The following is a 22525-nucleotide window of genomic DNA, read 5'->3' on the forward strand; positions in this document are numbered from 1 at the left end:
TCCACCGATGTCCCACGCGCTCGACGCTGCTGCCCTCGACCAGCTGTTCCGTACTGCCCGCACCCAGAACGCCTTCCTCGACAAGCCGGTTCCTGAGAGCCTGTTGAAGGAACTGTACGACCTGGTGAAGTGGGGCCCGACCGCCGCCAACACCACGCCGGCCCGCTTCGTCTTCGTCACCTCGAAGGAAGCCAAGGAAAAGCTGGCCCCGGCCCTGTCCGAAGGCAACCTGGCCAAGACCATGGCCGCCCCGGTCACCGCCATCATCGGCTTCGACCTGGACTTCCACGAGAAGCTGCCCTACCTGTTCCCGCACACCGATGCCAAGGCCTGGTTCGACGGCCCGCAGGAAGGCCGCCACGAAGCCGCCATCCGCAACGGCAGCCTGCAGGGCGCCTACCTGATCCTGGCCGCACGCGCGCTGGGCCTGGATGCCGGCCCGATGTCGGGCTTCGATCCGGCCAAGGTGGACGAAGCGTTCTTCGCCGGTACCTCCATCAAGTCGAATTTCCTGGTCAACCTGGGTTACGGTGACCCGGCGGGCCTGTTCCCGCGTCTGCCGCGCCTGTCGTTCGACGAAGCGGCGCGCATCGCGTAAGTCGTTGTATCGGTTTCGGGCCCGCCGTCCCGCGGCGGGCTCTTGCTGCACCGTGTACCCACCCTACGATCCGGAGAGTTCCTGAGATGAGCGCCACCCGTAAACTGCTGCTGCCGCTGGCCCTGACCCTGGCCATCGCCGCCTGCTCCAAGCCGGCCGACACCGCTGCCCCGGCCGCCGATGCCGCCGCCCCGGCCACCACCGAGCAGGCCGCCACCCCGGCTGCCGATGCCGCTGCTGCCGCCCCGGCGGCCGAAGCGATCAAGATCGCCTCGGGCACCTACAAGCTGGACCCGACCCACACCGACGTGCTGGCCCAGTGGAGCCACTTCGGCTTCTCCAACCCCAGCGCGCACTTCGGCAATGTTGAAGGCACCCTGGTGTACAACGCCGAAGACGTGACCAAGTCCACTGTGGAAGTGAAGCTGCCGCTGAGCGGCTTGAACAGCTTCACCGCCAAGTTCGACGAGCACCTGAAGAGCGCCGACTTCTTCGACGCCGCCAAGTTCGCCGATGCCACCTTCAAGAGCACCAAGGTGGAAGCGGCCGGCACCAACAAGCTGACCGTCACCGGCGACCTGACCATCAAGGGCATCACCAAGCCGGTCACCCTGGACGTCACCGTCAACGGCGGCGGCGAGCACCCGATGGCCAAGGTTCCGGCCGCCGGCTTCGATGCCACCACCACCCTGAAGCGCAGCGATTTCGGCGTCGGCGCGTATGCCCCGAACGTCAGCGATGAAGTGAAGATCCGCATCACCACCGAAGCCACCGGCGAAAAGCCGGCTGCTTGATGCATCCAACTCACTCGTCGTGAGAAGGCAGAAGGCCCGCTGAAAAGCGGGCCTTCTTTTTGGGGGATGCGATCCGCGTCGATGACGCGTGGAAACTCCGCACTGCGTGGGAAACCTGCACTGCGCGGAAAACCTGCTTTGGTAGAGTCGACTGTTAGTCGACTGCTCTTCGCGGGATGCCAAAACCCCGCGCTGCGCGCGCGAGTCGACTAACAGTCGACTCTACCGCGGGTCGGTTGCATCACACGCTGGCCGGTTCCATCACATCGTGGGCGGCGCTGTCAGCGCAGCGCGCCCAACCATGCCACGCACGCTTCGCTCGGGCTCTGCTTGGCCTTCACCGCCAGCCCGCTCACGCGCACGAAGGTCTGCGCCGCCTGCGCCACCACCTGGCGGGCGATCAACGCGGCCTGCTTGGTCGCGGCCTGCTGCTTGCGCAGCTGCACGATGTGCACCGACGGGCGGCCCACCGGCGCGTACTTCTGGTCGCGACGTAGTACATCGGCCACCTGCGCCACTTCGAACTCGGCCTGCAGGTAGCGGTGCTGCGCTTCCACCAGCTCGCGCAGCGGCGTACGCAGTGCGGCGGTGTCGGCGAAGGCGGCCAGTGCCGCATCGCAGGCGGCGTCATCGGCGAAGCGGGTACGCAGCGCGTCCACGCTGGCCAGGGTCAGTTTGGCCATGTGGGCCTCGTTGCTGCAGGAAAGGAGCGCGATTGTCGCATTGGTTGGCGTGCTCCGGGCCGTGAGGCTTCCGCTTTGGTAGAGTCGACTGTTAGTCGACTGCTCTTGGCGCGATGCCGGAAACCCCCGCGCTGCGCGCGTTAGTCGACTAACAGTCGACTCTACCTGGCTGGCATTTCAGGCGCAGCCGCACCCACGGAAGGAAGACCCATGCAGGACGCGCAGTACTGGTTGAACGAATTCTGGTCGGGCCTGAGCGTGCTCGATCTGCTGGGCGGCAGCCTGCTCGGCACGCTGCTCGGCCTGGTGCTGGGCATCCTCGGCTGGCGCTGGCTGCATCGTCGTGGTTGGTTGCAGCGGCGCAAGCGCTGGCATCACTGGCTGCTGGCCAGCTACGTGGTGCTGCTGCCGCTGGCCACCGCCTTCTTCGGCCTGCAGCTGGGGTTCACTGCCGGTGCGCACCGCGCGCTGTTCAAGCAGCTGGATCACTTCCAGCCGCACCTGCAGACCCTGGTGGAAGATTGGAGCGAAGGCTTTACCGATTCGCTGGACGATCCGCGCATGCGCGAGGCACTGCACAGCCAGGGCACGGTGGGCGATGTGGCCGACTCGATCGCCTCGGCCTATCTGAGCGAACACCCGCTGCCTGGCCTCGACCGTCTTGGCGATGGCCCCTTGGCACGCGGTGCGGACTGGGTGATCGGCAAGGTACGCGAGGGCCTGTTACGCGGCATGGTGGAAGACACGCTGGTGGAACGGGCCGGTACCCTCGGCCTGGAACCCAAAGTGGTGCGCGAGGCGCTGACCATGCACGTGGATGAGCTGCTGCACACCCGTGGCGTGCTGCGGCTGGTGAAGGCGCAGATCAACGGCATGATGCCCGGCGTGTACTTCGGGCTGCTGCTGCCGTTGTTGATCATCGCGCTGCTGGTGGCGCTGGAGATCTGGGCCGCGCAGCGGTTCGGGTGGACGCGGCAGGGGGCGCCCAGTGCTCCTGTAGAGCCGAGCCCATGCTCGGCTCATCGCGCGTAGCGCGAGGGCGGATCGAAAAGCAGCCGAGCGTGGGCTCGGCTCTACATGGTCAAAGGCGTGCGGACCAACGGTCCGCACCCACCAGGGAAGATGCATGGCCGCCGATGACCCCTGTAGAGTCGAGCCATGCTCGACTCATCGCGCGTAGCGCGAGGGCGGATCGAAAAGCAGCCGAGCGTGGGCTCGGCTCTACATAGTCAAAGGCGTGCGGACCAACGGTCCGCACCCACCAGGGAAGATGCATGGCCGCCGATGACCCCTGTAGAGCCGAGCCCATGCTCGGCTCATCGCGCGTAGCGCGAGGGTGGATCGAAAAGCAGCCGAGCGTGGGCTCGGCTCTACAAGGTCAAAGGCGTGCGGACCAACGGTCCGCACCCACCGGTTGCACGGTCAATCGCCGTCGGTTTCGTCGGGGTGGGCCTTCCAGTAGCCGGTCGAGCGGATCCAGTCGCGCGGCACGCCCAGGTGGCCTTCGATGAACTTGCGCATCATCCGCGCACGGCGTGATTCGGTGGCGATCCAGTAGAAGACATCACCTTCCGGGGCCTCGAAGTCGGTCAGCATGTCTTCCAGCAGCGTACTGCTGGCCGCAGGGAAGCCGTTGCGCTCCAGCCAGTGGATGCGCACGTTCTCGTACTGCGGCAGGTCCTGGCGCTCGGCCTCGTCGCGCACTTCGATGAAGGCCTGCACCTCGGCACCGTCCGGCAGCACGTCCAGCCAGCGGGCGATCGCTGGCAACGCAGTCTCATCGCCGATCAGCACATAGGCGTCGTAGCTGTCGGCTACGACGAACGAACCGCGCGGGCCGCCGATCACCAGCGTGTCGCCCGGCTGGGCGCGTTCGGCCCACGGCCCGGCAATACCCTGGTCGTGCAGCACGAAGTCGATGGCCAGCTCGCCGGTTTCGTGGTCCCACCAGCGCGGGGTGTAGTCGCGGGCCGGCGAATGCTCCTTGCCTTCCGGGTAGCGCGGGCCCTCGGCGGTCATGGTCGGCAGCACCATCTCGCCCGCAGCGTTGGGGAAGAACAGCTTGATGTGGTCGTCGGCGCCGGGCGAATCGAAGCCGGCCAGTTCGTCGCCGCCCAGCACGATGCGGCGCATGTGCGGGGTGACTTCTTCGGTGCGCAGCACGGTCAGTTCACGGAAGCGCACATCCAGGCGCAGGCGCGTGTTGTTGTGTTCGGTCATGGGGATACCTGTAAAGGTGTCGCGCGGGAGCGCGCGGCGTAGGGGAGGACCTGGCGGGCGTCAGTCTGGCTGGGTCGTTGAAATCGGTGGTTGCTCGCTACCGGCCGTACCGTTGAGCAGGGCCGAGGCCCGCGTCAGCAGTGCCGCCACTTCGTCCGCCTCACCCTCGGCCCAGCGGCCGTGGTGATGCACCAGCGCCCGCTTGAACTCGTGCAGGGCGCCGGCCAGCGGCGCCGGCAGCGAGGCCTTGGTGATCTCGCGGGCACGGTCGAAGGCGCGTCGCTGCGCCAGCCGCACCTGGGTGCGCTGCACCTTCAGCTCGAACTCGCCGGCGGCGGTGATGCGGAAGATCCGCTTGCCGTCCACTTCCTCGGCCTCGATCCAGCCGGCCTGCTCGAAGCTGGCCAGCAGCGGGTACATGGTGCCGGCGCTGGGCGTGTAGGCCTGCATGAACTGGTTGCTGATCAGCTGCATCAGCTCGTAGCCATGGCGCGGCTGCTCGCCGATCAGGGCCAGCACCAGCAGGCGCAGGTCGCCGCGGCTGAGCACGCGCGGCTGGCCGTTGCGACGGGGTACCGCCGAATCGGTGGAACGGGCTCTGGGAGAGGGGCTTCGGCTCATTTCGATATATCGGTAAACGAGTGTTAAAACGATATATCGATACGTCGAAAGCGACAACACCCGATCCGGCCACAAGCAGGTGCAATTTGGGCCACGGCCAGCCCCACTCACAGCAAAAGGGGCGCCCCTTGCGAGGCGCCCCGGCGATGCTGTGGAAGGGAGCAGGGCCATCGGGCCCATCACTCGCGACCCACCCTGGGCCCGCGGCCGGCATCGATCCAGAGGCAGATGCGACACGTTGTCGCCGGTTCAGAACCGCCGCCCGGCGCCCACCTACGGCGGTGCCGGAGTTGCCCTACAACCGTCATCGGCAGCGGTAACACTGCGTCCTGCACATGGGCGCAGCAGCCCGCAAGCGACAGCCCGCGCAGCTGCCAAGGCCCGCCGCAGGGCCATCAGTGGGCCCGGCAAGCCCCTTGCGGACACTGGCCGGTTGCATCCATACGCCTGCGTAGCCAAGTGACGAAAGCCCTTGGTGCGCTACACTTTGCGGTCTAGAAATCTATACAACAGTCGCGCGCGTGCGTGCGGTTATGGGAGCGCTAATGAACTGGTTGAACGAGGTGCTGAACAACGACCCGAATCCTGTGGAAACCCAGGAGTGGATCGAGTCGTTGAAGGCCGTTATTGATGTCGAGGGCTCCGAGCGCGCGCATCAGCTGCTGGAAGGCATGGTGGAACTGACCCGTCGTTCGGGCGCCTACCTGCCGTTCTCTCCCACCACCGAGTACGTCAACACCATCGAGCCGCAGCTCGAGGCCAAGAGCCCGGGCAATGCCGAGCTGGAATGGCGCATCCGTTCGATCATCCGCTGGAACGCGATGGCCACCGTGGTGCGCGCCAACCGCAAGCCGGGTGACCTGGGCGGCCACATCGCCTCGTTCGCCTCCGGCGCCACACTGTACGACGTGGGCTTCAACCACTTCTGGCGCGCCCCGAGCGAAAACCACCCGGGCGACCTGCTGTTCATCCAGGGCCACAGCGCCCCGGGCATCTACGCGCGTTCCTTCCTGGAAGGCCGCATCAGCGAAGAGCAGCTGGACAAGTTCCGCATGGAAGTGGACGGCGGTGGCCTGTCCTCGTACCCGCACCCGTGGCTGATGCCGGAATACTGGCAGACCCCGACCGTGTCGATGGGCCTGGGCCCGCTGGCCGCCATCTACCAGGCGCAGTTCATGCGCTACCTGGAAAACCGTGGCCTGATCGAGAAGTCCGACCGCAAGGTGTGGTGCTTCATCGGCGACGGCGAGAGCGACGAGCCGGAAACCCTGGGTGCCATCGCCCTGGCCGGCCGTGAAGGCCTGGACAACCTGATCTTCGTGGTGAACTGCAACCTGCAGCGCCTGGACGGCCCGGTGCGCGGCAATGGCAAGATCATCCAGGAACTGGAGGGCGTGTTCCGTGGCGGCGGCTGGAACGTGATCAAGCTGCTGTGGGGCGGTTACTGGGATGCCCTGCTGGCCAAGGACACCAATGGCGTCCTGAAGAAGCTGATGATGGAAACCGTCGACGGCGAATACCAGAACTGCAAGGCCTTCGGCGGCGCGTATACCCGCGAGCATTTCTTCGGCAAGTACCCGGAAACCGCCGCGATGGTCGCCGGCCTGAGCGACGACGACATCTGGCGCCTGAACCGTGGTGGCCACGACCCGCACAAGGTGTACGCCGCCTACCATCAGGCCGTGAACACCAAGGGCATGCCGACCGTCATCCTGGCCAAGACCGTGAAGGGTTACGGCATGGGCAGCGCCGGTGAAGCGCTGAACCCGACCCACCAGACCAAGAAGCTGGACGACGAAGCGGTGCGCCACTTCCGCGACCGCTTCAACATTCCGGTGACCGACGCGCAGCTGGCCGACGGCCAGGTGCCGTTCTACCACCCGGGCCCGGATTCGCCGGAAGTGCAGTACCTGCAGGAACGCCGTGCTGCCCTGGGCGGTTACCTGCCGCAGCGCCGCCGCAAGGCCGACAAGACCTTCGTGGCGCCGAAGCTGGAAGCCTACGAGCGCCTGCTGAAGAGCAGCGGCGAGCGCAGCTACTCCACCACCATGGCCTTCGTGCAGAGCCTGAACATCACCCTGCGTGACAAGGAACTGGGCCCGCACATCGTGCCGATCGTGGCCGACGAAGCCCGTACCTTTGGTATGGAAGGCCTGTTCCGCCAGATCGGCATCTACGCGCCGTTTGGCCAGAAGTACAAGCCGGTCGACGCCGACCAGCTGATGTTCTACCGCGAAGACCAGAGCGGCCAGGTGCTGCAGCAGGGCATCAGCGAGCCGGGTGCGATCAGCTCGTGGATGGCCGCCGGTACCAGCTACTCGGTCAGCAACGTGCCGATGCTGCCGTTCTACATCTACTACTCGATGTTCGGCTTCCAGCGCGTGGGCGACATCGCCTGGCAGGCCGCCGACATGCGTACCCGCGGCTTCCTGCTGGGGGGCACCGCCGGCCGCACCACGCTGAACGGTGAAGGCCTGCAGCACGAAGATGGCTTCAGCCATCTGGTGGCCGGTGGCATCCCCAACGTGCGCAGCTACGACCCGACCTTCGGCTTCGAAGTGACGGTGATCCTGCAGCACGGCACCAAGGCGATGATGGAAGATCAGATTGACGAGTACTACTACGTCACTCTGATGAACGAGAACTACACCCACCCGGAAATGCCGGAAGGTGCGGCCGAAGGCATCGTCAAGGGCATGTACCTGCTGACCGATGCCGGCAAGCCGAAGAAGGGCGAGCTGCGCGTGCAGCTGCTGGGCTCGGGCACCATCCTGCGCGAAGCCATTGCCGCGGCCGAGCTGCTGGACAAGGACTTCGGCGTGACCGCCGATATCTGGAGCTGCCCGAGCTTCAACGAACTGCGTCGCGATGGTTTCGACGTGGAACGTGCCAACCGCCTGCATCCGGAAGGTGAGCAGCGCAAGGCCTACGTGACCGAGCTGCTGGAAGGCCGTCAGGGCCCGGCAATTGCCGCCACCGACTACGTGCGTGCGTATGCGGACCAGATCCGCGCGTTCGTGCCGATGTCTTATACGGTGCTGGGTACGGATGGGTTTGGCCGTTCGGATACGCGTGCGAACCTGCGCCGGTTCTTCGAGGTTGACCGGTACTACATCGCGCATGCCGCGATTGCAGCGCTGGCGAAGGAAGGGAAGATGACCGCGAAGGATGTGGCCCGGGCGATCAAGCAGTACAAGATTGATCCGGAGAAGGCTAACCCTGTTGGGGTTTGATTTCGTCAATTATTTGACGTGAGAAGGGGCGGCCATTGGCCGCCCTTTTCTCTATAAATGACCCGCCCTGAATTAGCTTGACACCTTTTCCCTCTGGAAAAGGAATGCTCAATGAAATCAACAATCAGGCGCAGCCAGCGGGATTACTCGCTGGCCTTCAAGTTGTCGGTGGTAGATCAGGTCGAACGCGGGGAGCTGACCTACAAAAAGGCCCAGGAGCGCTATGGGATTCAAGGCCGTAGCACCGTGCTTACCTGGCTTCGCCGACATGGTCGGCAAGACTGGGCGGCTGGGGCATCATTTCCTCCCATAAGCACTATCCCCAAAGCCGGAGCGGCCCAAGGGGAGTGTGACCACACGTGCGACGGATGGATCGTCCAAGCTGGTGAATTGCGCTTGCACTTTGTGTCCATGATATGGATACCGAATGCTCGGTCTGATCTCACCATGCCACTGGAGCCGGTAGTCTCCTTTCCCCAACAGGGCAAGCTCCTTCAGCTTAGGGAGAGACGCAGCAGATCTTGCTTTGAGATGACCCGAGCCTTGAGACGAACTTTATTCCCGTGCCTAGCGATGTCTCCAAGCTGGAGGCTGTGCTCAAAGTGCTCAATGAGCTTCATGACCCAGGTCTCGTGGCTTAAGGTCCTGCTTTGGATCAGGCGCACGAGTAAGCACTTGGCCCGCGGAGATTTGAGCGTGTTGAGCCCATCTGGAGGGCTGCTGGGTGGCCACCATTTGTATCGCTATTAGCTGGGGAGTCGGGCTTGCGACGGATTCAACCCGCGCGAGCGGGCGGATACCGTGAAACATGGGAGGGCATCAGCCATGCGGGTGATCGCCTGCAGGAGCGGAAAGCAATTCTTGAACCTCTTTGACAGGATGGTACGGGCAGCTTTGGTCTTTGGGCTGGCCCACAAGCGAGGTTAGCCTCTGGTGATTCCTCAAAATCTGGTTCAAGCCATTGATCAGTCGCTCAAAGATCAAAGGTCAACGATTGCCAGCTCAACGAGCCTTCGTGCAATTCGCTCGGAGTCGACTGCAAATCTTGCTACGAAGGTTCGGTGCTCTTGACTGGTCCGGTCAAAGCGCACCGCCCGATGACTGCTTCGCTGCACCTCCGCGCTAGGTAGGTTGATGATGATGAAGCCTAGTACTGGCTCGCGAGTGCAATCGTAATGGGAGACAAAGTTTCGAACGCATCGGATCTCTTTGCACTTCGCCTGGTCGGCATTGTCGAATCGTGATGCATAAGTTTCCCAAAGCTCCTCGATGATCAGGAAGTGCCGCCGCAGCTGCTCCTCTACGTAGCCTCCGAAATCACCAGCCTCCGCGAGCGTGCGCACCCAGCGCTCTGCGGCGAGGGGAATCTGCGGCATTTGCACAGGCGCCGCCGCGTGAATGATCGTGGCCTCACAGCGATCCGAGAACGAGACCCCATCTTGGGATGTGGCGCCCCCCTTCATCACAGGCAACCTTGGTAGGGAAACATGGAGCCGCCGAAGCTGCAGCCGTTGCCCCAAACTCAGCTCCCACGCCAACACAAGCTGCTGCATGCGAGCATCAATGAGTGCGATGAGGGTGTCTAAATCCGTACCGGGCGCCACTTCGGTCTGGGCAATACGCAGGGTGACGTCGAGATTCTCGCCCTGCTCGAAGTGACATCCCGGCCACTGGGGTGGAGGCACGTAGAGCAACCGGTGAAATCCTCGGACGATGTAAACGATCTGAAGGGCATCATCAGGCACAACTGCGGCGCTGGGCGCAGACTGTGCATCATGGCCAATCACTAGCCCGGGCCTCCGAGTCATTTGTAGATCAACCCTTCTTAGGTCTTCTATCGGCGAGCCACTTCAATGAGCGCTCATAGACAGGCTGCGCGTTATTGTAGATGTCGTTGTAATGAACCTGGACGACCAGATCAGCTAGGGTTCTTCGGACCTGAGCCCGAAATTCATCGGAGGGGTGGTCATAGACGAGCAGCTTGATACTCTTTCCGACTCCGATAGATCTTCCATCGATGTTCCCGACGTACCATCGGAATGTCATCCAATCAGGGAGCTCAAGATACAGGGCGTCGCCCAAGATCTCTCGATCCCTAACGATGCGCAATTTTTCGACAACTAGAGGGCCAGTGCCGTTGTTGACTAGGGTCACGATGATCCTGTCTTCAAGATCGCTGCAGGTAACCGCCGCCAGCGGGCGAACGGAAAGCCTATTGTGCTTTCGCTGCGCCCACAACGCGAATACTGCAACGATGAAGGCGAGGATTGCACCTACGCCCGATAATCTATCGGCGTTATCCCATAACCAGCACATAAGTCCCCTGAGCTTAGCGGCGCTGCCGCCGCGCAGCCAGTCTAGGATAGTTCAGAATCCTCGGCGACCGGAGGCAAATGGTCATGTGCTCATCGCAATTTGCGACCCCCCTGTTTAGCTAAGTGAATTAGCGTGGTTCCTAAATGAGACCTGTGACTGACTGTGCTGTCCTAGTTGTTTGCCAGGCCCGGAGCACCGCAGCACAACTGATTCCTGCGCGGAGGTTCGGCCTTGACGCTAGAGGGCAACCTGTGGGAGCTGTGCATGAGCCTGCCCATGATGGCATCGGTCAGCGAGGGATCAGGCATGAGGGCATCTGGCTGGTATTTTCCGCCTACGATGGTTGCGCTCGGCCCATCTAGTCATCGAGCAGTTACAGCAGATCGGATCGCCCGCGGTTGCGGGGCGGGGCCACGAATGTCCGGCGAGCGCCTGCTGCCACTGATGGCAAATAGTCGCAAGCTTGAGCGACTACAGTCTCCTGCTGAGCCTCAAGTAAGGAGCAAATCTCTGTTGAACCATTGAGCGCGCCCTATCAACTCCTTCTTCGCTGTCCTTGAGGCGTTCGAAATCCGCCCTATGAGTTTCATGGGCCTCCGGGTCGATCTTTGAGCAGTGGTTTGCGTACATATGGATCATGGTTCGGTGGCGGTCGATGTAGTGCAAGAAGATGGCCACATCCTTATCGAAGAGGAAGGGAGCCTCCAATAAGCCGCTCTCGAAGTTGCTAACGACTTCTCTGGGTAATAGCAGATACGCCTTGGACGGCTGGCCGTTCTTGAGGCGCGCGTATGGGCCGCGTCGGGTCGAGATTTCCTCCTGCATAGCGTTGAGTAACGCCACGGTCGCTTTGTAAACCACCAGCCTGCGATCGTAAGAGTCTAAGCGTAGCTTAACTCTGTTTGTGTGCCACTGTGCTGCTGCCACGGCAACACCGAGCGCAGCAACGCCGGGGCCGAGACTGGCCTTCATTAGGTCCAATATAGAGTCCATGCAGATGCGTAGATCCAGAGGTGAGGAGAACGTTGCCGAGCTTGAGCGCAGGTGCCCCGTGAGGGATGGCTACAGCTATGCCCAGTCGTGGAGTCATGGCCGTGAAAAGTCCTAGGGAAGATGCTGGCGGAGGAGCATACAATTTCTGGCTCATACAATGCGGCCGTACAGATGTGGGTCCTCGCTGTGCCCAGCCACTCAGAGTTCCACCTTCAAGCAGTAGAGGCGCTCCGTACCCATTGAGTTGGTGTCTGCTTCAATGGATGGAGCTTCAACCTCGTGTCATTCCCGCAGATACCTTTACCCCAGGTGCGGTTGTCGGTTCGATCAGCGCCGACAGTGTTGCAGCAATTCGGAAATGAAATCCCTTCTCGTCGATCGCAAGAGCCAGCCACGTAGCCTTCCCACCGCCCTTCGAACTGTCCCGAATGTGAGCCAAACTTCTGAGGTAACGCTCCAGCTGCCTTGGTGGAAGGCCCATCGTCGAATTCTTCAGCAATTCGCCATTGACCGCCTTGCCCAAGATGCAGGCAATTATCTCGTCCCCGGACATCTCAACGACTTCTTCGGATGCACCGATCGCTGTGGCGTATAACATCGAAGAGAAGCTCATAGTCTGCCCATCTGCGTTGCCATAACAGAGCAAATGGCATTTCAGTGACTGGCTCACGAGATTGGTTTCATTGATTAGGCTTGCAAGCGCCTCAGAGGTCCACTTCTCCGCCTCTGTCTGAATCGACTTGGCTTCTCTTTTGAACTCAATGGCTAAGCAGCGTGCATTTCCTGCTACCAAGTCACCGAAGCAACCATCGTTGGGCGTCTGCTGGAACATGTTGACAGGGACTGGAGTGCCGGCTGCGCCCGATGCGTACCCAAGTTGAAAGATGAACCCACCCAGCATCTGGTTTTCGTAGGCCAGCTCTGCTTCGATTGAAGCTTCATCGGCCTCTATCGCGTCGGACTTTCTGTGCAGCTGACGCATAAGGTCCAGACAGGCATTCAATCGGGCTCTGAGGTCGGCAGTTGATGGAGAAGATGACTTGCGCGAGCACCTTGACTCCATGCAGATCAGAAAATGGGCGTAGCAGAGCAGTAGGAGGTGCCACGAGCCGAAGGACTCATTCTTAGAGATATCGCTAGCGGCGCTCTTTGCCCACTTGGCCATAAGTCGTGCAGTGTGACCAGCGCCAGTCTGTTCACTGGCGAGCGTCACCTTATTGGTTTCCTCTGCAATTTTATCCCTGAGGTCCTCGCCAGGCTGCCTCTTGGTGATCGGTGCCTGGCACGCACGAGCTAGTGTAGTTCCTCCTATGACGTCGGTCATTCGCGCTACCTCGTTTGAGTCATAGTCTTTCGCGCCCAGATCCAACATCGCCTTCACTTCATCAGCGAGGACATGGACAAAACCAACCAGAAGGCGGCGCCTGGGTAGCTCGAGCTTTTCTAGATCGATTGCCTCAATCTTGGCTGTCAGTTCAACTGCGAGTGGGCAGGAATCCTGCTTCTTGAGCCAATTGAGGTCCATTTCGATTTCATCTTCGTGCGTGTTGAACATTGAGCTACTCTGCTATGACTCATCGAACTCGAAGTGTAGAGGCGTCTAGGGCCGCCCGGCATCGTATGGGGCTCATGGAGTGCTGTACTGACCCCACAGGCTCGTTATCTGTAAGATCGGCCATACACGTATTGCCTTGAGAGACCAATGGTTTCAGTCCTAGCAATACCAAGGTCTCGTGTATTCAGATACCGGCTAGTGCAGGAACGCACTCAAACTCACCTGCGTTTGGGGCTGGCCTTGAAGCGCTAGGATCGCGTCTCAATCCAAGGCGGCAGTCGCTACCGCTAGCCGAAGTGCGCCAGTTCTGAGTGGCGCGGCGAATTGGAGTTCATGCTCAACTTCTGGGCAAGTCTGCATTGCGTCTACGGGGACAGGAATGTGTCAACGACCATCATGGGTTCGGGTACAACCCATATTTCCCAGCACCGGGGCATCTCGCCGTACGAACTGTTGAAGATTATGTTGTGGACCTGTCGGGTAGGCGAGACCCCTGTGGCGCGACCAGTCATACTCTCCCTCATCGTGGTGCGTGATCTGATAAATTGGACCAGATTTTCCGAGATTGAGGCTGCCACCCACGGGTTGTAGAGTGTAGTAGTGGCTGCTTTGACGGCCTTCGCCTGTGGGGACATCAGTTTCGTAACTGACAGCAGTTGGTAGTTGACTCAAGCATTGCATGGACCGTTATGCGGTAACTCTTCCGAGGCGCTCTCAAGCCTCGTTCACTAGGGATAGGAGACGGAAATGTCTGGATCTGGTGGTGGTAGTTTTGGTGGCGGTGGGGTTCAGGAGATTGCCTGTGACCGTCTCTCTTTTGAGACGCAGTTGAGTTCCCCCAAGCCTTCAGTCGTGGCTGGAATCAACGTCGGCGATGTCTTGTTCGTGGCCATCGAGCAGCAATTGGCTGCGCAGGTAGTGGTGATCAAGCACGGCAATCAGGTGGCCGGAGGAATTACCTCACCCAAGATGTCCCGCTTGCTCGAGTGTATGCGGCAGGGAACCCAGTACCAGGCCACGGTACTGAGCAAGGCCGGCGGTCAGGTAACCATACGTATCTCGCCTTGAGACGCTAGGCAACGACAGGGGATAAATGGATGTTGACTATCGTCGGTGGTATCTACCGCGAGGTGTGTTTGCGCCCGCAGTGGGACGAAGTGTATGGATCGGCCGGACGTGCGGCGTCAGCGGTGTCGCGTCTGGGTGGACAGGTGACATTGCACGGCTATCTTGATGCTGGCCTCCAGCCGATCCTGGAGTGTCGTGCAGCAGATGAGGGCTTTGGCCTATCGATTGCGCCGTTGCCACGGTCTGCCTCTTTTCACTACAGCCACGGATTGTCGGTACCGTGGATCCAGCAGCCAGAGCGGCAATCGCCGCTCAGCGTGAAGGCCGATCACGTGCTTCGCTTTGGCATGCTGGAGAGCACGGCCATAGTCGACGCCGAGTACGCCGTATTCGATCCACAGAACGTTACGGGGACTGAAGCTTTTGGCGCTAACGGCTCAAAGGCCCAGCACCTGGCGCTTGTGCTGAATCTGACTGAGGCAAGGAGCTTGCTCCAGCGATTCGATTTGACGTCCGAGCAGATGGCTGCCGAGCTGGCTTCGCAGCACGGCGCAGAAGTGGTGGTGTTGAAGATGGGGCCGAAGGGGGCCTTGGTGCACCACGAGGGCGGCACTGAATGTGTTCCGGCCTATGCCACCTCTCGGGTATGGAAGATCGGTAGCGGGGATCAGTTTGCGGCCAACTTTGCATACGCTTGGATGGAAGAGCGCCGCTCGCCCTTTGAGGCTGCAGACCGAGCATCGCGCTCGGCTGCCTTCTATGCTCAGCATCGCAGGTATCCTGATGTTGGAGAGCTAGATGCCTTCGCTCCGGCGCCGCTGAGGCTCTCGGACACCTACCTGCAGGGGCGGGCGCCTACCGTCTACTTGGCCGGGCCCTTCTTCACCCTTGGGCAGCTTTGGGTTGTCGAGCAGGCTCGCAACTGCCTCCTCGACATGGGCCTGGACGTGTTTTCCCCCTACCACGACGTGGGCCCTGGCCCAGCAGAGATGGTGGTGGGGAAGGACATTGAGGGCATCCACCGGAGCCAGGTCATGCTCGCCATCGCTGATGGGCTGGACTCAGGCACGGTCTTCGAGGTGGGCTACGCGCGATCTCGGGGGATCCCGGTGGTGATGTATGCCGAGAACGTGTCGCCTGAGGACTTGAAGATGATGGAGGGTACCGACTGCTTCCTGCGCGACGACTTCGTCAGTGCCATCTATCAGACCGCTTGGAATGGTGTTTGCGTATGAAGAGTGCCCTCCTACTGTCTGGCGGGATGGACTCGATCGCTCTGGCCTGGTGGAAGCGTCCGGATATGGCGTTCACCGTGGACTATGGGCAACTCGCCGCGGCTGCGGAAGTGGTGGCGGCCAGAGCCGTGAGCGAGCGACTGCAGGTCCCGCATTACATCATTCGGTTTGACGGTCGTGAGCTTGGTTCTGGGGACATGGCAGGGTCCACCCCGGACGTCCACGCGCCTGCCAGTGACTGGTGGCCCTACCGAAACCAGCTGCTGCTCACTCTGGCTGGTATGAAGGCGATCTCCCTGGGCGCGCAGAGACTTTGGGTCGGTACCGTTGCTTCAGATGGTAGCCATCAGGATGGCACGCCGCGTTTCGTCGACCTGATCAGCAAGCTGATGCAAAGTCAGGAGGGCGGCATGGTGGTTGAGGCCCCGGCGATCCAACTGCAAACCAGCGATCTGGTGCGCACCTCGGGGATACCTCGTGATTTGCTGTCTTGGGCTCACAGCTGCCACAAAGCGTCTGTCGCCTGCGGTAACTGCCGCGGCTGCAACAAGTACTTCCAGGTATGGCACGAGCTCGAAGGATATGTGGGCGACGCTGGGTAATCCGGTCCCTCGTCAGGGCCCTGAGGCCTATGCGCCTTGGCAGTGGCCGGTAGTGCGCTCGATTGCGCTGCCGGCCGCCTCGAACGTAGTGAGTCAATGGCCAGAGGCACTCCTGCAGCGCCGAAGTCGTAGAGACTTTGCGCCCATTGATATGCACGCGCTGAGCACGCTGCTATGGCACACCGTGTGTTGCCAGCGCACTGCCGAGTCGCCAATGGGGTTCTCCCTGCAGCAGCGGCCAGTCCCTTCTGCAGGCGCTATCCATCCGGTGCACCTGCTGGTGCAGCTTCCGCTTGAGGGTGGCCAATGGGCACGCTACAACTCCATGACCCATGCCCTGGATGTCTTGGGCCATGCGTCCACCGTCCTGCACGGGCTGTGCGAAGAGGCAGGTCAGGTGATTCGGACCGAGCCAGGCTCGCTGCTCTTGTTCGTGGCGGAGCCGGCAATGACCGCCGCCAAGTATGAGAATCCCTGCAGTCTGGTATGGCGCGATGCGGGTGTCATGCAAGGGGCTCTGGCCATTGCCGCGGAGGCCTTGGAGTTGAACTACTGCCTTCTTGGGATCACTGGTGACCCGTGGGTGGGGCGGCTATCCGAGCAGTGCCATCTGGTTGGAGTGGGGCTGGCGGCGCTGGGAGCGCGGCCGTGAGGGCGCGTGCTTGGCCTTGAACTTGCTTTCCGGCAGCGCGCTGAGTGTGGCGCCGACGGTCAGGGGGGAGGCCATCATGTCCCGCCAAATGACGGCATCGAGTTCGGACGCCCTCACGCCCAAGCCAACGCTGAACTTCAGGAACTGGTCCTCGAGCTGGAGGTAGTTCCGCTCCACTGACAGCTCTGGATCCAGGAACCCGGCAAGAACGCCGGCGCGCAGGATATGGATATCGAGGATCGCGACATCGTCTGCATCCAGCCAGTTGCGCGCAATCCAGGAGGCGGTCTTGTATCCGATCCCTGGAACAGAGGTCAGCCAGTCGCGTAGCGCGCGACCTGACTGATCCGGAGAGGGCTCTTGGGAGAGCTTGCGCATTGCTGCTGCCAGATAGCGTGCTTTCTGGCCGGCAAAGCGATACCGCACCAAGCGGCCTTCGTGCTCCATCGGCTCGGAGAGCCACTGAAGCAGATCCTGCTCGTCCGGCGCAACAGCCTCAAAGGCGCCCTTCGACTTGAGGTGGTTGTAAGCCAGCAATCCAATGCTCGCAGGGATCCCGTGACCGCCCAGAAGGCATGCGCCCACTTCCTCGCGAAGCGTCTTACCCAGCTTGTACTTGATCGAGCGCGCCTCGATGCGCCTGGCCATGACCTGGTATGCCCAGTACGCCGGAGTGGGGAACGCTTCGACGGCGCCCCACGGCACCCCGGCAACTACTTCCGACTCTGCGGAGGGCAGTTCAACGTTCACCGTCATGGATTCGAGCATTACGCAGGCGCGCTGCATGAGGAGCCTCTTTGGTCGCCGAGCGTTGCATCTGCAACTCCGGACAAGCTGGGTTTACACCTGATCGGACTGGCGGGGCGTGTAGGGCGCGTTCCCGTTTCGTGGGAGTTAGCGTTCCTTTTATGCATCTTATACCATAAAGTATGCGTATATGCCTAAAAAACCACAGGGCTTTCATCCCTTAATGCGCTCTCTTCCAGCGGCCCTGGGGGCTCGCATGATTGCGCTTGGACACAGTCAAGTGGAGGTTTCAGCGTTCACCGGTGTCCCGCAGCCGCAGATCAGTCGCGCACTGCAGGGCGCACGAAAGCGCCTTACGCCGGACATGGAAAAACTATGCCGTTATGCGCTTTTGAGTGCGGAAGAACCGGAGGTTGTTGGTGATCCGGCTCTAGAGGTCACCTTGCTAATGCGTCAGCTGATTGGGGACAGCACGCTGGCAGCAGCGCACATGAAGGCCGTGCTTCGCAGTTTGGCTCCATTGATGGCCGACTATCGGCAGCGGACCTCGCCGTAGTACGGGTGCTGGTCTCAGCCGTCTACGCCACCAGGCAAGCGGCGAGGGGTGCAGTCGGCAGGCTCGGTACCAGGCATGTCGGAATGGCACAAGCGATCAAGGTGGCCCCAGCGCCCAACACCTTGTGGGGCATGGACCTTGTCAGTGACGCGCTGTTCGATGGACGTCGCTTCCGGTTGCTACCGGTGCTGGATCACTTCACGCACGAGTTCCTGAAGATCGTTGTGGATCATTCGTTGCGTGCAGACGATGTGGCCGAAGCGGTGGCGCGGCTGGTCGCTGGACGGGGCAGGCCGGACGCGATCAAGGTGGACAACGGCAGTGAATTTGCCGGCAAGGTGATGGACCGCTGGACTTATGAGAACGGCTTGGAGCTGGATTTCTCCCGGCGTCGTACGCCGACGGACAATGCGATGATGGGGACCTCCAACGGCAAACTGCGGCAGGAGTGCCTGAACGGCCATTGGTTCTTGTCGCTGGCCGATGCAAGGAAGAAAATCGAAGCGTGGGGGCGCTTCTATATCGAGGAGCGCCTCCACAGTGCATTGGCAAGGAAAGCCCCTGCGGAATTCGCCCGAGAACACAGGCCTCAAGCAAATTCTCTGGCGCCAAAAGTGGGTGAAATCTCTACCGGCTGATAGCCCTGCTATTGGGGGTGGCCCTATCAAAAACAACATCTCGGTGGAATTCCAAGAAGCCGAGTTGCTTCGGCGAGAAAACTCCGTGTCGAAGCGATGCATCCAACTTGAGACCGAGCCGATCTTGGACGTCAAACGGTAGGCTGTTCGAAACTAGCAAGCGACCACTCGACGAGAAGCTAATCCATCCCCGATCAAAGAGCAGGTCCGCATGCGGAGCGAGGAGAAGACCGTTCTCGCCGTCAACGCGCTCGGCGTGACTGCTGTCCGCCCACGGCTTGATATGGCTCGCGCGAAGGAATCTCAGGTCCTCAATGCCGGTTAGTCGACAGCCCTTCTCTACGCCGATAAGGCGCTCGCGGAACAGGCGTTGCTTCGTCCGCACTTCGATTTCGCGTCTTGCGCTGGTCGCGTCGACGTCATCGACAGCTGCATCGATCTCAGCCTGGTCCTTCTCACTTGCCGCAAGGCCCAGCGAGGCTTCCAGTGATTTCAAGCGGAACACGATCGCAGATCTAGGCTGCCCTTCTCGATCTGGCGTGCCAGGCCGAACGTAGGAGGATTGGCACAGGAACCTACCAAGGTACCGGTAGGGCCGCCCCTTGCCCATCATCTGAAACACTACGAGCGTCTTGCCATCCTTGACGTGCTCGCCAATCGCTCGGTTGCCCGCCACGTATTTCATGTCTCCGACTTGACCCTCGCCGAAGTAATGAAAGACTTCCTCGTCGTCCCAAAAGTCGTGGTAGCCGTGAGACACGCCGGCCTCGCCAGTGAACGCGATGACTAGCGGATGCTCCTTGGGCGTCGAAATGCCGCCTTGCTGTTGGCCGCCAAATACACCGTGGATCTGCTTTTGACGGTTGTAGAGCGCGCCCACCTCGAATGGGAGTTCCATCCTAGATCCCTGTCCCGAAAGCTAACTGCCCAGGATTCTAGCCAGAACCAGGTTCCTTGTGTCATTGGTTGACGCGTTTGGCTGCCTCGACAGGGTGCAGATGGGGGCTACTGGGACGCAGATCTAGGGCAGCTGTTCTCAGGTGCGCTCAAGTCCCTCCTGCGTCTATCTGGTGAGCCCCATCCATCTTTCCAGCGCTGTAGCTCCATTGCATCGCTTGCGATCGTAGACATGGTGACTATCAGAAGACTTGGCCCAGAGTTGTCCACGAACAGAATGGCATCGTCATGTACGCTCATATCGAAGAAGCGTCTACTGGAATCATGCTTTCCGATGGTGACGCCTTGGCAAGCCAACGCTTCGGCGTAGTTCTCGGCATCGGCCCGAAACAGGGCAAACTCCGAGTCGGTGAGTCTTGGGTAGTTCTCAAGACTCATTGTGGTGGCTGGCGCGTACGTCCCTCCAATGATCAATCCCAATAGCGCTGCCGTTGTCAGGGCAAGCAAAGTCCGGCTCGGCATAGTGAGGCCAGTGTTGGGGGCTAAAGGGCTCAGGCAGCGGCGAATGCTTGGGACCATGCGTACGATCCGCGCATTGCACTCGATGTACGTAGCGAAGCGCGCTCTACTCCCGCACCTGCAACCGCTCAGCAACCTGCGCAGTCAACGCCACACACGCCATCTTCAGCCCCTCCATCACCCGATCCCCCAGGTACTCCTCGGGCGCGCCGTTCTGCCGCGTGCGCTCCGCAGCCAGCATCAGCTCCGCCACGACGCGCAACCCGGCCAACGCGCAATCCGCATCCGCCAGCTGAAGACACCGCCCAGGCAGTTGATGCCGCTCCGGCCAAGGCTGGCCATCCGCAGCCGCACCGGTGCCGATGCGGTGCAGCGTGGCTACGAAGGCGTTGGGATCGACGGACGGTTCGCGCTCGGCTTCGGCGTTGTCCGGATCGTACTGCGCGTGCAGGGAACGGAAGTCCGATGTGTTCATGGCAATGCTCCGTACAGGACAGATAGCAGCGCCACCAATGAAGGTGGCGGACGGTGCGTGGTTCGAAAGCCGGACAGTAACCAAGCCGGTGGGTCCGAAGACCCCCACGCACCGCCCGCCATGGAACGCGAACGGATTGCCAGCCGGCGCCACGTAAGGTGACGCCGGCTGGCAAGCGCAAAGCACAAGGCTACTGAACGGGCTTTCGAACCCCGCGCCACCCTTTTCCGGTGGCACGCCAAGAGATACCCGTGCAGCAACCAAATGCCAAGAAATCACAGGACTGATGATTGCCAGTCCTGACGCTTTCGGCATTGTCGCACACGGTGTTAAGCCAGCAAGCGATTGCGCTGCAACGCTCTTGAAGAGCTTGGCGCTATTGGCCCCAAGCGCAGGAATGCCCCCAGTCAGGGCCATGGCGCAGGGCCAATCGCGACAGATTGAACCAGCGGTTCAGCCGGGCGGCGCCTCGGCCGGAGGCACGAAGCTCAAACGCACCCGAACCCGCGCTTGCCGCGCGACGCCCTCAACCACGACCGGATCAAAGCGCCACTGGTCCACTGCGGTAAAGGCCGCACGATCAAGCTCCCGCAGTCCGCTGGACCGCACCACCATCACGTTGGAAACGTGACCCAGCTCATCCAGCTGAGCAACCAACAACACCGCCATGGGAACCTGCAGCAAGGTATCGGGCGGCGTGGCAGGGTCCGTTGAATACACAACGGCAGGCGCCTGCCGCAGCTCGAAGGTGGGGTTGTCGCCGCGCTCCACGAACACTTCAGTGGAAACCTGCGGGTCTACCGCCATGGCCATGGCAGGTGTAGCGCCCAGCAGCATCAGAACGAGGTTCAGTGCCAGGGCGGTGTTCAAACGGGGCATACGTGGCTTCCATTCCGGTGCGCTGCCAGCATAGCGGTCATCCCCTGGCATCGCTTGCCTTGAATGCCGGCGTGCCGGACTGCTGCACCGCTCACACAGGTACGCCCGGCCGTGGCCACAGTGCATCGTCGCGCTCCAGGTCGTAGTCGCTGCCGAACGCCAGGGCAGCCTCGCGCGGTGGGAGGTCTGCGTAGCAGCCCAGCAGGTACTCGTCCATACCGGCGTCGCGGTGGTCGATGGCGAACAGGTGGAGGAGCTCGTTGTCGAAGGCTTCCAGCCATGTGGGGTCGATCTTGGTCACAGTCGTCCTCCAGAGGGGGAGCTGAGTTTGGCCGCGGTAGATCTCACACAATGAGATAGAAGCTCGACAATCATTTGATTTCATTCTGGTCCGATTGCCGGCCCACGCAAGTCAGGGTAGAAAAGGGCTGCGGCTTGTCCGAGTGAACATTCACCGATCGCCTTCACATGATCGGGAATAGGTGGAGAACTTCGCTCCGGCGTCGGGGCGACAATAAGATGGAGGCAGCGCATGGATTCGGTTTCAACCCGCCATCCTCGAAAAGGGGAGTTCTTTCTCCTTGAGCCAGGGGCGATAAGCGGCCCTGCCTGCGGGGTCGTCTTCGAGAATCTGGATCGCCTGCTGTCTCCTCCTCGCATGATCTTGCTGCCGGAGGATGGCGGCGTCGCCTCGCTTCGCGAGCCGCCGCGCCTGGTACTTAGATTGAGCGAAGGACCGCCGCCTCGGGATCTGGAGTCGGGGTTCAGCGGCTACTGGCTGGTCTCTGAGCGGCTGCATGACGTGATGGTCTCTGTCGATCCCCACGCCTTCGCCTTTGCGGAAGCCGACTATCGCCTGGAAGACGGCAGCCCAGGCGATCGCCACTTCCTGTGCACCGTGGTCCAGGTCATTGACGCGTTGGACGAAGGTGCGTCCAAGCTCTTCATCGACACCACCGAGGAATTCATAAACGGGAAGTTCTACGACTTGGGCGGCGGCGCGAGTGTGACGTTCGACCGGGAGAGGCTGGGGCAGGTCCACGTCTTCAGGACTCCATTCTCCGGCTCCGTGTTCTGTGACCGCGTGTTTAGGGATGCAATGGCTGCAGCCGGTATAGACACTGACAGCGATGCGGACGGCGTGTGGTTGACGGATGCCGCGGACATTTAGGGTGTGGCCCAAGCCGGCAGAGAATTCATGAGTGGCTGGTCTTCACATAACTGACAGCCGATGCCTTCCCGAA

General features: G+C 61.4%; 24 protein-coding genes and 1 pseudogene. 13 read left to right on the forward strand and 12 right to left on the reverse strand.

The window, feature by feature from the left end; translation table 11 throughout:
* Positions 1–7: 7 nt before the first annotated feature.
* Complete coding sequence (locus AASM09_RS01990; RefSeq protein WP_049432905.1) at positions 8–598, forward strand: malonic semialdehyde reductase; 591 nt, start codon at positions 8–10, stop codon at positions 596–598.
* A gap of 86 nt (positions 599–684) precedes the next feature.
* Positions 685–1392, forward strand: a complete 708-nt coding sequence (locus AASM09_RS01995; RefSeq protein ID WP_005407837.1) for a YceI family protein — start codon at positions 685–687, stop codon at positions 1390–1392.
* 281 nt (positions 1393–1673) lie between these two features.
* Here AASM09_RS01995 and AASM09_RS02000 read toward each other — a convergent pair whose 3' ends face one another.
* Entirely contained in the window at positions 1674–2075 is a 402-nt protein-coding gene (locus AASM09_RS02000) for a hypothetical protein (protein ID WP_049397243.1), read from the reverse strand.
* Between the two features lie 210 nt (positions 2076–2285).
* Here AASM09_RS02000 and AASM09_RS02005 point away from each other — a divergent pair, with 210 nt between their 5' ends.
* On the forward strand, positions 2286–3107 hold the full coding sequence (locus AASM09_RS02005) for a hypothetical protein (RefSeq protein WP_049432907.1): 822 nt from the start codon (positions 2286–2288) through the stop codon (positions 3105–3107).
* 390 nt (positions 3108–3497) lie between these two features.
* On the opposite strand, the gene AASM09_RS02010 is transcribed toward AASM09_RS02005, so the two are convergent.
* Together AASM09_RS02010 and AASM09_RS02015 are read right to left on the reverse strand one after the other, a co-directional pair.
* Positions 3498–4295: a siderophore-interacting protein gene (locus AASM09_RS02010; RefSeq protein ID WP_049428600.1), complete on the reverse strand. Its 798-nt coding sequence runs from the start codon at positions 4293–4295 to the stop codon at positions 3498–3500.
* Positions 4296–4355: 60 nt separating this feature from the next.
* Entirely contained in the window at positions 4356–4916 is a 561-nt protein-coding gene (locus AASM09_RS02015; protein ID WP_049428602.1) for a PadR family transcriptional regulator, read from the reverse strand.
* A gap of 545 nt (positions 4917–5461) precedes the next feature.
* Between AASM09_RS02015 and aceE the strand changes: the two genes are divergently transcribed.
* Together aceE and AASM09_RS02025 are read left to right on the forward strand one after the other, a co-directional pair.
* Complete coding sequence (gene aceE / locus AASM09_RS02020; protein ID WP_049428604.1) at positions 5462–8149, forward strand: pyruvate dehydrogenase (acetyl-transferring), homodimeric type; 2688 nt, start codon at positions 5462–5464, stop codon at positions 8147–8149.
* Between the two features lie 111 nt (positions 8150–8260).
* A pseudogene (locus AASM09_RS02025) lies at positions 8261–8449 on the forward strand (helix-turn-helix domain-containing protein); the annotation flags it as partial.
* A 680-nt stretch (positions 8450–9129) separates the two neighbouring features.
* On the opposite strand, the gene AASM09_RS02030 reads toward AASM09_RS02025, so the two are convergent.
* From AASM09_RS02030 to AASM09_RS02045, 4 genes are all read right to left on the reverse strand, one after another.
* The gene (locus AASM09_RS02030) at positions 9130–9936 is read right to left on the reverse strand and encodes a hypothetical protein (RefSeq protein WP_152906561.1); all 807 of its coding nucleotides are present in this window, start codon (positions 9934–9936) and stop codon (positions 9130–9132) included.
* Between the two features lie 28 nt (positions 9937–9964).
* Entirely contained in the window at positions 9965–10303 is a 339-nt protein-coding gene (locus tag AASM09_RS02035; protein WP_152906562.1) for a hypothetical protein, read from the reverse strand.
* A gap of 633 nt (positions 10304–10936) precedes the next feature.
* Positions 10937–11437, reverse strand: coding sequence for a hypothetical protein (locus tag AASM09_RS02040; protein ID WP_157805962.1), 501 nt, complete (start codon positions 11435–11437; stop codon positions 10937–10939).
* 292 nt (positions 11438–11729) lie between these two features.
* Positions 11730–13013 (reverse strand): hypothetical protein, encoded by a 1284-nt coding sequence (locus tag AASM09_RS02045; RefSeq protein ID WP_049428611.1) that lies wholly within the window; start codon positions 13011–13013, stop codon positions 11730–11732.
* A 333-nt stretch (positions 13014–13346) separates the two neighbouring features.
* Between AASM09_RS02045 and AASM09_RS22180 the strand changes: the two genes are divergently transcribed.
* From AASM09_RS22180 to AASM09_RS02065, 5 genes are all read left to right on the forward strand, one after another.
* On the forward strand, positions 13347–13604 hold the full coding sequence (locus AASM09_RS22180; RefSeq protein ID WP_100451145.1) for a macro domain-containing protein: 258 nt from the start codon (positions 13347–13349) through the stop codon (positions 13602–13604).
* Between the two features lie 156 nt (positions 13605–13760).
* Positions 13761–14081 carry a hypothetical protein gene (locus tag AASM09_RS02050; protein WP_065428068.1) on the forward strand — a complete coding sequence of 107 codons (321 nt, stop codon included), beginning with the start codon at positions 13761–13763 and terminating at the stop codon, positions 14079–14081.
* A 29-nt stretch (positions 14082–14110) separates the two neighbouring features.
* Positions 14111–15316 (forward strand): PfkB family carbohydrate kinase, encoded by a 1206-nt coding sequence (locus AASM09_RS02055; RefSeq protein WP_049428616.1) that lies wholly within the window; start codon positions 14111–14113, stop codon positions 15314–15316.
* Positions 15313–15918: a 7-cyano-7-deazaguanine synthase gene (locus AASM09_RS02060; RefSeq protein WP_049428619.1), complete on the forward strand. Its 606-nt coding sequence runs from the start codon at positions 15313–15315 to the stop codon at positions 15916–15918. The genes AASM09_RS02055 and AASM09_RS02060 overlap by 4 nt, the downstream gene beginning before the upstream one ends.
* Before the next feature lie 214 nt (positions 15919–16132).
* Positions 16133–16570, forward strand: coding sequence for a hypothetical protein (locus AASM09_RS02065; RefSeq protein WP_148563070.1), 438 nt, complete (start codon positions 16133–16135; stop codon positions 16568–16570).
* Here AASM09_RS02065 and AASM09_RS02070 read toward each other — a convergent pair.
* Complete coding sequence (locus AASM09_RS02070; protein WP_049428623.1) at positions 16511–17356, reverse strand: 8-oxoguanine DNA glycosylase; 846 nt, start codon at positions 17354–17356, stop codon at positions 16511–16513. The genes AASM09_RS02065 and AASM09_RS02070 overlap by 60 nt on opposite strands.
* Positions 17357–17573: 217 nt before the next feature.
* Here AASM09_RS02070 and AASM09_RS02075 point away from each other — a divergent pair, with 217 nt between their 5' ends.
* Positions 17574–17873, forward strand: a complete 300-nt coding sequence (locus AASM09_RS02075) for a helix-turn-helix domain-containing protein (protein ID WP_049428626.1) — start codon at positions 17574–17576, stop codon at positions 17871–17873.
* Between the two features lie 83 nt (positions 17874–17956).
* Positions 17957–18511: an integrase core domain-containing protein gene (locus AASM09_RS02080; RefSeq protein ID WP_100443755.1), complete on the forward strand. Its 555-nt coding sequence runs from the start codon at positions 17957–17959 to the stop codon at positions 18509–18511.
* Here AASM09_RS02080 and AASM09_RS02085 read toward each other — a convergent pair.
* The 4 genes from AASM09_RS02085 to AASM09_RS02100 all read right to left on the reverse strand — a co-directional run bounded on the left by AASM09_RS02085 (position 18501) and on the right by AASM09_RS02100 (position 21582).
* Complete coding sequence (locus tag AASM09_RS02085; RefSeq protein ID WP_053091930.1) at positions 18501–19409, reverse strand: HNH endonuclease; 909 nt, start codon at positions 19407–19409, stop codon at positions 18501–18503. The two genes, AASM09_RS02080 and AASM09_RS02085, sit on opposite strands and share 11 nt — an antisense overlap.
* Before the next feature lie 624 nt (positions 19410–20033).
* Positions 20034–20402, reverse strand: a complete 369-nt coding sequence (locus tag AASM09_RS02090) for a hypothetical protein (protein WP_049428629.1) — start codon at positions 20400–20402, stop codon at positions 20034–20036.
* Positions 20403–20855: 453 nt separating this feature from the next.
* Positions 20856–21281, reverse strand: a complete 426-nt coding sequence (locus AASM09_RS02095; RefSeq protein ID WP_049428631.1) for a TonB family protein — start codon at positions 21279–21281, stop codon at positions 20856–20858.
* Between the two features lie 91 nt (positions 21282–21372).
* On the reverse strand, positions 21373–21582 hold the full coding sequence (locus AASM09_RS02100; protein ID WP_049428634.1) for a hypothetical protein: 210 nt from the start codon (positions 21580–21582) through the stop codon (positions 21373–21375).
* A gap of 231 nt (positions 21583–21813) precedes the next feature.
* Between AASM09_RS02100 and AASM09_RS02105 the strand changes: the two genes are divergently transcribed.
* Complete coding sequence (locus tag AASM09_RS02105) at positions 21814–22452, forward strand: DUF1629 domain-containing protein (protein WP_049428636.1); 639 nt, start codon at positions 21814–21816, stop codon at positions 22450–22452.
* The last annotated feature ends 73 nt before the right edge of the window (positions 22453–22525 follow it).

This window comes from Stenotrophomonas maltophilia (genome assembly GCF_039555535.1).
In the GTDB taxonomy this organism is placed as follows: domain Bacteria; phylum Pseudomonadota; class Gammaproteobacteria; order Xanthomonadales; family Xanthomonadaceae; genus Stenotrophomonas; species Stenotrophomonas maltophilia_Q.

Coding starts and splice junctions, on each gene's coding strand:
- AASM09_RS01990 (WP_049432905.1), top strand. CDS start 8: ATGTCCCACGCGCTCGACGCTGCTGCCCTCGACCAGCTGTTCCGTACT.
- AASM09_RS01995 (WP_005407837.1), top strand. CDS start 685: ATGAGCGCCACCCGTAAACTGCTGCTGCCGCTGGCCCTGACCCTGGCC.
- AASM09_RS02000 (WP_049397243.1), bottom strand. CDS start 2,075: ATGGCCAAACTGACCCTGGCCAGCGTGGACGCGCTGCGTACCCGCTTC.
- AASM09_RS02005 (WP_049432907.1), top strand. CDS start 2,286: ATGCAGGACGCGCAGTACTGGTTGAACGAATTCTGGTCGGGCCTGAGC.
- AASM09_RS02010 (WP_049428600.1), bottom strand. CDS start 4,295: ATGACCGAACACAACAACACGCGCCTGCGCCTGGATGTGCGCTTCCGT.
- AASM09_RS02015 (WP_049428602.1), bottom strand. CDS start 4,916: ATGAGCCGAAGCCCCTCTCCCAGAGCCCGTTCCACCGATTCGGCGGTA.
- aceE (WP_049428604.1), top strand. CDS start 5,462: ATGAACTGGTTGAACGAGGTGCTGAACAACGACCCGAATCCTGTGGAA.
- AASM09_RS02040 (WP_157805962.1), bottom strand. CDS start 11,437: ATGAAGGCCAGTCTCGGCCCCGGCGTTGCTGCGCTCGGTGTTGCCGTG.
- AASM09_RS02045 (WP_049428611.1), bottom strand. CDS start 13,013: ATGTTCAACACGCACGAAGATGAAATCGAAATGGACCTCAATTGGCTC.
- AASM09_RS22180 (WP_100451145.1), top strand. CDS start 13,347: ATGCTCAACTTCTGGGCAAGTCTGCATTGCGTCTACGGGGACAGGAAT.
- AASM09_RS02050 (WP_065428068.1), top strand. CDS start 13,761: ATGTCTGGATCTGGTGGTGGTAGTTTTGGTGGCGGTGGGGTTCAGGAG.
- AASM09_RS02055 (WP_049428616.1), top strand. CDS start 14,111: ATGTTGACTATCGTCGGTGGTATCTACCGCGAGGTGTGTTTGCGCCCG.
- AASM09_RS02060 (WP_049428619.1), top strand. CDS start 15,313: ATGAAGAGTGCCCTCCTACTGTCTGGCGGGATGGACTCGATCGCTCTG.
- AASM09_RS02065 (WP_148563070.1), top strand. CDS start 16,133: ATGGGGTTCTCCCTGCAGCAGCGGCCAGTCCCTTCTGCAGGCGCTATC.
- AASM09_RS02070 (WP_049428623.1), bottom strand. CDS start 17,356: ATGCAGCGCGCCTGCGTAATGCTCGAATCCATGACGGTGAACGTTGAA.
- AASM09_RS02075 (WP_049428626.1), top strand. CDS start 17,574: ATGATTGCGCTTGGACACAGTCAAGTGGAGGTTTCAGCGTTCACCGGT.
- AASM09_RS02080 (WP_100443755.1), top strand. CDS start 17,957: ATGGCACAAGCGATCAAGGTGGCCCCAGCGCCCAACACCTTGTGGGGC.
- AASM09_RS02085 (WP_053091930.1), bottom strand. CDS start 19,409: ATGGAACTCCCATTCGAGGTGGGCGCGCTCTACAACCGTCAAAAGCAG.
- AASM09_RS02090 (WP_049428629.1), bottom strand. CDS start 20,402: ATGAACACATCGGACTTCCGTTCCCTGCACGCGCAGTACGATCCGGAC.
- AASM09_RS02095 (WP_049428631.1), bottom strand. CDS start 21,281: ATGCCCCGTTTGAACACCGCCCTGGCACTGAACCTCGTTCTGATGCTG.
- AASM09_RS02105 (WP_049428636.1), top strand. CDS start 21,814: ATGGATTCGGTTTCAACCCGCCATCCTCGAAAAGGGGAGTTCTTTCTC.